General features: G+C 68.3%; 6 protein-coding genes and 1 pseudogene. 2 read left to right on the top strand and 5 right to left on the bottom strand.

The genetic code is table 11. The features are described from left to right. Nucleotides 1-123: 123 nt before the first annotated feature. The 5 genes from L6E10_RS31390 to L6E10_RS31370 form a co-directional block, all read right to left on the bottom strand. The gene (locus tag L6E10_RS31390) at nt 124-1,677 is read right to left on the bottom strand and encodes a glycoside hydrolase family 43 protein (protein WP_236223773.1); all 1,554 of its coding nucleotides are present in this window, start codon (nt 1,675-1,677) and stop codon (nt 124-126) included. Between the two features lie 24 nt (nt 1,678-1,701). Continuing rightward, nucleotides 1,702-2,553 carry a carbohydrate ABC transporter permease gene (locus L6E10_RS31385; protein ID WP_236223772.1) on the bottom strand — a complete coding sequence of 284 codons (852 nt, stop codon included), beginning with the start codon at nt 2,551-2,553 and terminating at the stop codon, nt 1,702-1,704. Beyond that, a complete protein-coding gene (locus tag L6E10_RS31380) occupies nt 2,553-3,509 on the bottom strand; it encodes a carbohydrate ABC transporter permease (protein ID WP_236223771.1) in 957 nt (318 codons plus the stop codon). Before L6E10_RS31380 ends, L6E10_RS31385 begins: the two co-directional genes overlap by 1 nt. Then, the gene (locus L6E10_RS31375; protein ID WP_236223770.1) at nt 3,506-4,771 is read right to left on the bottom strand and encodes an extracellular solute-binding protein; all 1,266 of its coding nucleotides are present in this window, start codon (nt 4,769-4,771) and stop codon (nt 3,506-3,508) included. The genes L6E10_RS31380 and L6E10_RS31375 overlap by 4 nt, the downstream gene beginning before the upstream one ends. A 650-nt stretch (nt 4,772-5,421) precedes the next feature. Continuing rightward, nucleotides 5,422-6,189: a TetR/AcrR family transcriptional regulator gene (locus L6E10_RS31370; protein ID WP_240011648.1), complete on the bottom strand. Its 768-nt coding sequence runs from the start codon at nt 6,187-6,189 to the stop codon at nt 5,422-5,424. Nucleotides 6,190-6,329: 140 nt separating this feature from the next. On the opposite strand from L6E10_RS31370, the pseudogene L6E10_RS41280 reads away from it, so the two are divergent. Together L6E10_RS41280 and L6E10_RS31365 are read left to right on the top strand one after the other, a co-directional pair. Then, nucleotides 6,330-6,605, top strand: a pseudogene (locus tag L6E10_RS41280) (aldo/keto reductase); the annotation flags it as partial. A gap of 146 nt (nt 6,606-6,751) precedes the next feature. Next, nucleotides 6,752-7,336, top strand: coding sequence for a flavodoxin family protein (locus L6E10_RS31365; RefSeq protein ID WP_236223768.1), 585 nt, complete (start codon nt 6,752-6,754; stop codon nt 7,334-7,336). Nucleotides 7,337-7,425 lie beyond the last annotated feature (89 nt).

The raw sequence follows: 7,425 nt of genomic DNA, 5'->3' as shown, positions 1-7,425 counted from the left end.
CCCGGTCACCGAGGTGGCGGCACTCTTTTCGGTCAACACTGAAGCAATAGAGTCTGCTATCCGCGCAAGGCCTGAGCCGCCCAGCTCACCTCCACCGGCTCACGGTGACCGGCCACGAGCCCGTCAGGAACGACCAGGTTCGTCGAGCGGGCCGTGGTCGAACCAGTCGAACCACGCGGTGCCCTCGGTGACGTACATGCCGATCACCCGCCCGGTGAAGCCGGTGGCGACCTCCGTGGACAGGTACCTGCCGTCGAGCTCGGCCAGCGGCTCGGGGTCCGTGCCGACGTGGAAGGCGACGAAGTCGGGTGCGGCGACGTGCAGGCCCGACAGCCTCTCCTCCCCCGCCGACCACTTCCGCGCGGACCTGGTCGTGATCACGAGGACCACCGGATCCGCCGGCACGGGGCGGGTGGCCACGACCTGGCGCAGGGGTCCGATGCGGGCGATCACGCTCGCCTGGCCGTCGGCCACCTCCAGGTCGTAGTGGTGGCCCTCGTCCAGGCGCACCGACAGGCCGGCGCGACCGGCGCCGTGATCCAGCAGCACCGCGGTCCGGCTCTCGGGGTGCTGCTGGCGGCGACCGGCGAAGGTGCAGCCCGGCCGGTCCAGCGTGCCGCCGGTGGCGTGCAGGGTGAGCCACCCCTGCCGCTCGGTCAGCGACCACGAGCCGTCCGGGCGCGACCGCGGCGAGATCAGCCGGGGCTCCAGCTCCGGCGCGTCGAAGTCGTCGCGCCGCGGTGCCGACTCCTGCGGTCGCAGGGGGTCCGGCGCCCGCTCCCGCAGGTCGACGGGTCCGACGCGCGGCCAGCCGTCCTCCCACCGGACGCGGGTGAGGAACGTTTCCCGGCCCAGGACGTGGAACTGGGGGCTGTACCCGGCCGGGCGGGTGGCCAGCAGGACCATCCACCACTCGCCGTCCGGCGTGGTGACCAGGTCGGCGTGGCCGGTGCTCTGGACCGGGTGGTTGGTACTGCGGTGCGACAGGATCGGGTTGGCCGGCGCAGGCTCCCACGGGCCGCGCGGCGAACGGGCGCGCGCCACGGCCACGGTGTGGCCGCGTTCTGTGCCGCCCTCGGCGATCAGCAGGTACCACCACTCGCCGACGCGGTACAGGTGGGGCGCCTCCGGCCACTGCAACCCGGTGCCCGCCCAGGCGGGCAACGGGTCCTCGAGCACCTTTCCGCTCCCGGGATCGACGCGGGCGATCTGCACGCCGGTGAAGGTGGGGCCGTGTGCTCCGGCGAAGGCGCACCAGCAGGTGCCGTCGTCGTCCCAGGCCAGGTCGGGGTCGATGCCGGGCAGGTCCAGCCACACCGGGTCCGACCAGGGGCCTTCGGGCCGTTCGGCGGTGACGAGGAAGTTGCCGCCCTGCGAGACGTTCGTGGTGATCATCCAGAACCGGCCGTCGTGGTGCCGGATCGTGGGGGCGTAGATGCCGTCGGACGCCATCGCGTCGGCCGGCAGCGGCAACTGCGCCGGGCGGTCGAGGACGTTGCCGATCTGCCGCCAGTGCACCAGGTCGCGGCTGTGGAAGATCGGCACGCCCGGGAAGTACTCGAAGCTGGAACACACCAGGTAGTAGTCCTCGCCGACCCGGCACACGCTGGGGTCGGGGTGGAACCCGGGGATCACGGGGTTGTCGTAGAACGACGTGCCGGAGTTCGGTGAGTTCATGGTTTTCCTTGGTGTGCGAGGGCTTCAGCCCTTGAAGGCGCCTTCGAGGATCCCGGCGACCATGCGGCGGCCGACGAGGACGAACAGCACGACCAGCGGGACGGTGGCCAGGAACGAGCCGGACATGGCCAGGCCGAGGTCCACGTCGTAGCTGTTCTGCAGCGCCTTGATGGCGATCTGGGCGGTGTAGCGCTCGGGTGACTTGAGCACGATGAACGGCCACAGGAAGTCGTTCCACGCGGTGACGAACCCGAACAGGCCCAGGACGAACGCGGCCGGCCGCACGATCGGGAACGCGATGCGCCAGAACACCTGCCAGGTGCTCGCGCCGTCGATGCGGGCCGCCTGCATCAGCTCGTCGCTGATGGTGGCCGAGATGTGCTGGCGCATCCAGAAGATGCCGAACGCGCTCGCCAGTCCTGGCACGATGAGCGCCTGCAGCGTGTCGACCCAGCCCAGCTCGGACATGATCAGGTACTGCGGGATGACCGAGAGCTGCGTCGGCACGGTCATCGTCAGCACCACCACCAGGAACAGCGCGTTGCGGCCGGGGAAGCGCAGCTTCGCGAACGCGAAACCGGCCAGCGCGCACAGCACCGCCTGGCCGATGCCGATCGCGGTGGCCACGGCCAGGCTGTTGAGCAGCGACTGCACGAACGGCACCGTGTCCATGACCAGGCCCGCGAGGTGGAGGAAGTTGCCGCCGGGCACGACCTCGGGCGGCATCCGCGTCGCGGTCGCGGTGTCGTTCGTGGCGACGATGAACATCCAGTACAGCGGGAACAGGCACACGACGGTGGCGACGCCCAGCAACAGGTAGGTCCACCAGCGGACCCGGTCGAGACGCCGGCGGCGCGGCGCGGTGGTGGTCGTCATCAGTCCGCCTTGATCCGGGTGGACAGCAGGTAGTTGAGCGCGGCGATCGCCACCACCATGACGAACAGCGCGACGCCGATCGCCGAGCCGTAGCCGAACTCGAACTGCCCGAAGCCCTGTTCGTAGAGGAACAGCGTCAGCGTCTGGCACTGCCGCACCGCCCCGCAGGTGAGCGGCGCGCCCGTGGCGATCAGCAGCGGCTCGGTGAAGATCTGCAGGCCGCCGATGGTCGAGGTGACCACGGTGAAGATGATCACCGGGCGCAGCGAGGGCACGGAGATGTGGCGGAAGCGCTGCCACGGCCCCGCGCCGTCGATGGCCGCCGCCTCGAACACCGACCGGGGCACCGATTGGAGCGAGGCCAGGTAGAGCAGCGTGGTGTAGCCGAACCACCGCCACGTCACCATGGTCGCGATCAGCAGGTGACTGCCCCAAGTGGACTGCACGAAGTCCACCGGCTCCACGCCGACCAGCCCGAGCAGCCAGTTCAACAGGCCGTAGTCGCGGTCGAACAGCTGCACGAACACGATCGCCGTGGCCGCCACCGAGGTGACGTACGGGACCAGCACCGACATCCGGAAGAACAGCGCGAACCGCAGCCGGGCGTGGTTGAGCACGTGCGCCAGCACCAGGGCGAGCAGCAGTTGCGGCACGGTGGACAGCGCCCAGATGCTCACCGTGTTGCCGGCGGCGTTCCAGAACCGCGGGTCGCCGAACATGCGGGTGAAGTTGTCGAGGCCGATGAACACCTGGTCGCCGATGGGGTTCCAGTCGAACAGGGCCACGTAGAACGTGAAGGCGAACGGGAACAGCCCGAACACCCCGAAGATCACGAAGAACGGGGCGATGTAGGCGTACGCCGACAGGCGCTCGCCCACACCCGTGATCTTCCTGGTCCTGGGCGGAGGTGGGGCGGCCCTGGAAGCCGGGGAGAGCGTGGCGGTCACGGCGGTCACTCGCCGATGGCGGTCTTGATGTTGCGCAACGCGTCGTCCCACGCCGTGGCCGGGTTGCCGCCGCTCTGCTCGACGTTGGTGATGGCGTTGAGGAACTCCTGGCCGATGACCGCGCTGTCGGGGCCGATGTAGAACGGCTTGAGCCCGAGCAGCGAATCGGTGTAGATCTTGCCGATCGGCGCGTCGGAGAAGAACGGGTCCTTCGCGTCGGCGAGCTTGCCGTCCCGGTAGACCGACGGGGTGGAAGGCAGGGCGCCGACCCGGACGAAGTGCTCCAACTGGCCCTGGGGCGACTGCATCTCCTTGATGTACTCCCAGGCCGCCTGCGGGTTCTTCGCGCGCTTGGGGATGGCCAGGTAGCTGCCGCCCCAGTTGCCGGAGCCGCCGGGGATCGTCGCGATGTCCCACTTGCCCTTGGTGTCGGGCGCGGTGCTGCGGATGGTGTTGAGCATCCACGACGGCGCGGCCACGGCCGCGTACTGGCCCTGCGCCATGCCGGCGCTCCACGCGCTCTCGAACGAGGACTGCCCGGAGGTGATCCCGGCGGTCGCCGCCTTGATGCCGAGGTCGAAGGCGGCCTTCACCTGCGGGTTGGTGCTGTGGACCAGCTTGCGGTCCGCGCTGTGGTACTTCTCCGAGACCTGGTTGACCGCCTGGTAGAACACGCTGGTGCCCGCGTTGTCGGTGAACGCCTTGCCGGTGGCCTGCTTGTAGCGCTTGCCCGTCTCGATGAACGCGTCCCACGTCGGCCACAGCGCGCTCACCGCGGCCCGGTCGGTGGGCAGCCCGGCGGCGGCGAACAGGTCGGTCCGGTACGCCACGGCCATCCCGCCCACGTCGGTGGGCACGCCCAGCACCTCGCCGTCCTTGGCGACGCTCTGCCGCCACACCCAGTCCAGGTAGTCGCCCTTGACGTCGTCGGCGCCCAGCGTCCGCAGGTCCACGAAGTTCTGCGGCTGCTCCACGAACTGCGGCAGGTTGTCGCCCTGGATGAGCACCAGGTCCGGCACCTTGCCGCCCGCCAGCGCCGTGGTCAGCGACTGGGCGGTCTCCGTGGAGGTGCCCACCTCGGTCAGCTTGATCTGGATGTCCGGGCGCTTCGCCTTGTACGCGTCGACAGTCAGCTTCTGGTTGATGGCGGCGAACGACCAGAACTCGAAGGACTTGCCGTCGCCTCCCCCGCCACCTCCGGTGCCGGGCGTGCAGGCGGTGAGGAGGGCCAGGACCGCAGCGGCGCGGAGCAGGGGCGAGCGGAGTTTCACGACGCTTCTCCAAGGTGTGGGAAAACGAGTGGCACCGCCACCGCGCGGTGGGCCACCGAAAGCGGGCGATCACGTGAATCGGGCCGAACTCCTGCCGCACCGGGCGGTCGACACTTTTCGTCTCCACAGCGATTGTTAGCGCTCACGACAGTAAGCTGCGACACAAGAGCCGTCAAGAACCGTTGTACTGCTTGCAATCGCTCAACTGAAAACTGGTCCACAGTGGACATCCAACACGGACTGCGTGAACGCGCACTAGCTAAAAGTTTCGAAAATCCGTTAGCAGTGACGGCTTGGGGTGGCGTCGGGACTGCCGACCACCCCGTCCATGCAGGCCAATGACATGTGCGACAACGGGCTGGAGCGCCCACGAATGAGATCGCTCTTCGCGATGACATCGGTCGACACAAGATGATGCCCAGCCGTGCTGCTCCGACTGGCTTATCTGTGTGCCACCAACGCCTTGCGCTGTTGCGCCCGCACCGCCACTTACTCGCACGACACCACCGATCAACTCCCGCGACCAGCGGGATCTGTCAACGAATGGCGCGACTCACGATGAAGGTACTTACTTCCGTTCGGCGGCCAGGAGGCTGTCGAACACGATGTCGAACGCACTGAGCGCGGGTTTCCACCGCATCGCCCAGCACTCACACCGGGTTGCTGCCGCCGGTGGGTTCGTGGGCCTCGTTGAGCCGTGCGAGCCATTCGCGCAGCAGGCCGGCCTCGAAGACGCTGAAGCCTGCGTCGACCACGGGGTCGGCGTTGTCGGCGGGGGTGACGATCGCGAGCAGTGATTGGGCACGGTCGGCGATGTGGGAGCGGTCGTCGGCACGCGGTGTCGCCTGCTCCACCAGGGCGTCGAGCACGATGTCGCGCAACGGCCGGATCAGCTGAGCGTGCCGCGCCTGCTCCGGCTGGGCCAGCAGGAGCAGAACCGCGCCTGTCGTGGATGCCTCGATGGCCACCACGGCCGCCTCGACAGGCACCCGGAGCAGGCCCTGCACCTTGGCGCGTTCGAGCATGCCGCGCAGGATGGCCCGGTTCTCCGCCGCCGCGGCGGGGCGGCGGCCTGGCCGCAGGTTCCCGTACATCAGCGTGTAGATGGCGGGATTGGCCAACCCGAACTCGACGTGCACCTCCCAGCCCCGGCGCAGGTCGTCGACAGGGTCGTCGCTGGGCTCGAACGCGCGCTTCTCGGCGAGGTAGCTCTCGAAGCCGAAGCTGGCCACGGCGTCGAGAAGCCCGTCCTTGTCCGCGAAGAGCCGGTACAGAGTCGGCGTCTGAACTCCGGCCGCTGCCGCGACTGCTCGGGTGGACAGCGCGGACGGCCCGGCATCGGCGAGCAGTTTCACCGCCGAACTGAGGATGCGCTCACGTTGTTCGTCAGACCCGCCGCGTCGATCCTCGGAGTTCATGTGTCAACGATAACAGGAGTCTGTTGACGTTGACAGTGACATCGTCACGGTCATAGCGTTACCGATGTCAACAGATGAGGAGTGGCAATGGCTGACGCCCTACGACGACACCGACGAGTCGACCGCCCGCGCGACATCGGATGCGGCTCTGGCTTCCTCGCCCCGTTCGTCAGGCTCACCGCGAGCAGGTCGTCATCGTCACGAAGTTCGGCAGCGTCCGTGGCGACGGCTCGATGTCCGCGAACAACGACCTGGGCCATGACCGACAGGCCCTCGACGGCAGCCTGTCCCGGCTCGGGCTCGACGTGATCGACCTCTGCTACACGCACCGCCGCGACCCGAAGGTGCCGTTGGCTGATTCGATCGCAACGACGGCCGAGCCGGTGGCGCGGGGCAAGGTGCACTACCTGGGCTTGAGCGAAGTCACAGGCGATGAGCGACGAAGTCGCACGTCTGGATCCGCTCGCCGAGCAGGTGGCCGGCGATCGCCACCCGGACATGACCGACACCGCGGGCTCACACGAGTCCTGAGCCAACCCTGCACGACGAAAGGAAAACCGACATGCCCTCCGTTCACGTCGCCATCGCCTACTACTCCGGCTACGGGCACACCCTCGAGATCGCCAAGGCCGTCCGCGACGGCATCGAGTCGGTGCCCCAGGCCCGCGCCGACATGGTCGACGTCGCTGACATGACCGACGCCGAGTGGGCGATCCTCGATGCCGGTGATGCGATCATCTTCGGAACACCGACCTACATGGGATCGGCATCCGGGGCGTTCCACGCGTTTGCCGAAGCGACCTCGAAGCGCTGGATGACCCAGCGGTGGATGGACAAACTCGCGTCCGGGTTCACCAACTCCGGATCGATGAGCGGCGACAAGCTGCACACGCTGCAGTACCTGTCCCTGCTCGCCGCACAACACGGCATGCATTGGGTCAGCTTGGGCCTGATGCCCGGCTGGAACACCACCACCAGCAGCGAACACGACGACAACCGGCTCGGGTTCTACCTAGGCGCGGGCGCCCAGACCTGGAACGACCAAGGCCCGGATGCCGTCCACACCGCCGACTTGAGCACCGCACGCCACCTCGGGGCCCGGGTCGCAACCCAGGCCCTGCGCTACCAGCACCCGGTCGCGTCCTAGATGTACTTGGTCATGAGGTTGGTGACTGAACGCGGCTGATGGGTGGGTGCCCGTCGAGTGCGTGGTGACCGCGTTCAGTGTTGTAGTGA

Origin of the sequence: Lentzea sp. CC55 (genome assembly GCF_021056325.1) — a bacterium.
GTDB classification, from domain to species: domain Bacteria; phylum Actinomycetota; class Actinomycetes; order Mycobacteriales; family Pseudonocardiaceae; genus Lentzea; species Lentzea jiangxiensis.
Note: the sequence above shows the minus strand (reverse complement) of the source record. Positions and strands in the feature narration are given on the sequence as shown.

Bases quoted from the DNA above. Each gene is read 5' to 3' on its own strand.
- L6E10_RS31390 (WP_236223773.1), bottom strand. From the start codon at position 1,677: ATGAACTCACCGAACTCCGGCACGTCGTTCTACGACAACCCCGTGATC.
- L6E10_RS31385 (WP_236223772.1), bottom strand. From the start codon at position 2,553: ATGACGACCACCACCGCGCCGCGCCGCCGGCGTCTCGACCGGGTCCGC.
- L6E10_RS31370 (WP_240011648.1), bottom strand. From the start codon at position 6,189: ATGAACTCCGAGGATCGACGCGGCGGGTCTGACGAACAACGTGAGCGC.
- L6E10_RS31365 (WP_236223768.1), top strand. From the start codon at position 6,752: ATGCCCTCCGTTCACGTCGCCATCGCCTACTACTCCGGCTACGGGCAC.